Here is a 1,108-nt window from a genome sequence, read left to right as displayed (position 1 = left end):
CCGAAGTCGGTGAGGTAACCTTTTGGAGCCAGCCGCCTAAGGTGGGACAGATGATTGGGGTGAAGTCGTAACAAGGTAGCCGTATCGGAAGGTGCGGCTGGATCACCTCCTTTCTAAGGATAATACGTTGAGCGCTTTTGTTTTGTTCAGTTTTGAAAGAAGCAATTCTTTCTTATTTTATGTGGGCCTATAGCTCAGCTGGTTAGAGCGCACGCCTGATAAGCGTGAGGTCGATGGTTCGAGTCCATTTAGGCCCACCACTAAAGAAGTTCGGGGCCTTAGCTCAGCTGGGAGAGCGCCTGCCTTGCACGCAGGAGGTCAGCGGTTCGATCCCGCTAGGCTCCACCAATAATTACCTGCATCTTTTAACAGTAAGAAATGTTACAATTAAGAGCACGCAGTAACGCTGTCATGCATATAATCATACGATTATATCAGCAGCATTTGTTCCTTGAAAACTAGATAACAGTAATATAAGGCAAATTTTTGCGTCAATATTCAAAACACCGAGTAAGAATGCAATAGTAATGGTGGATGAGAAGCGAGGAGTTCGAGGAAGCGATCGAGCGAAGTCCGGAGCGTATCTTGCATACGTGAGGATCTGAGCGCGAGAAGCTGACGAAGAAATCCGAAGGTTATCAGCCGCCATTTGGTTAAGTTAGAAAGGGCGCACGGTGGATGCCTTGGCACTAGGAGCCGATGAAGGACGGGACTAACACCGATATGCTTCGGGGAGCTGTAAGTAAGCTTTGATCCGGAGATTTCCGAATGGGGAAACCCACTGTTCGTAATGGAACAGTACCTTTACCTGAATACATAGGGTATTGGAGGCAGACCCGGGGAACTGAAACATCTAAGTACCCGGAGGAAGAGAAAGCAAACGCGATTTCCTGAGTAGCGGCGAGCGAAACGGAATTAGCCCAAACCAAGAGGCTTGCCTCTTGGGGTTGTAGGACACTCAACATGGAGTTACAAAGGAACGGGGTAGATGAAGCGGCCTGGAAAGGCCCGTCAAAGAAGGTAATAACCCTGTAGTCGAAACTTCGTTCCCTCCTGAGTGGATCCTGAGTACGGCGGGACACGAGAAATCCCGTCGGAAGCAGGGAGG

The 1,108-nt window shown here is 49.2% G+C and carries 2 tRNA genes and 2 rRNA genes; all 4 read left to right on the top strand.

What is annotated here, in order from left to right:
• Positions 1-113, top strand: a 16S ribosomal RNA gene (locus tag LQ216_RS20230); the annotation flags it as partial.
• Between the two features lie 70 nt (positions 114-183).
• A tRNA-Ile gene (locus LQ216_RS20225) sits at positions 184-260 on the top strand.
• A gap of 12 nt (positions 261-272) precedes the next feature.
• A tRNA-Ala gene (locus LQ216_RS20220) sits at positions 273-348 on the top strand.
• Positions 349-651: 303 nt separating this feature from the next.
• Positions 652-1,108, top strand: a 23S ribosomal RNA gene (locus tag LQ216_RS20215); the annotation flags it as partial.

The organism is Bacillus sp. CECT 9360 (assembly GCF_918741275.1).
Classification (GTDB): Bacteria; Bacillota; Bacilli; order Bacillales; family DSM-1321; genus Peribacillus.
Note: the sequence above shows the minus strand (reverse complement) of the source record. Positions and strands in the feature narration are given on the sequence as shown.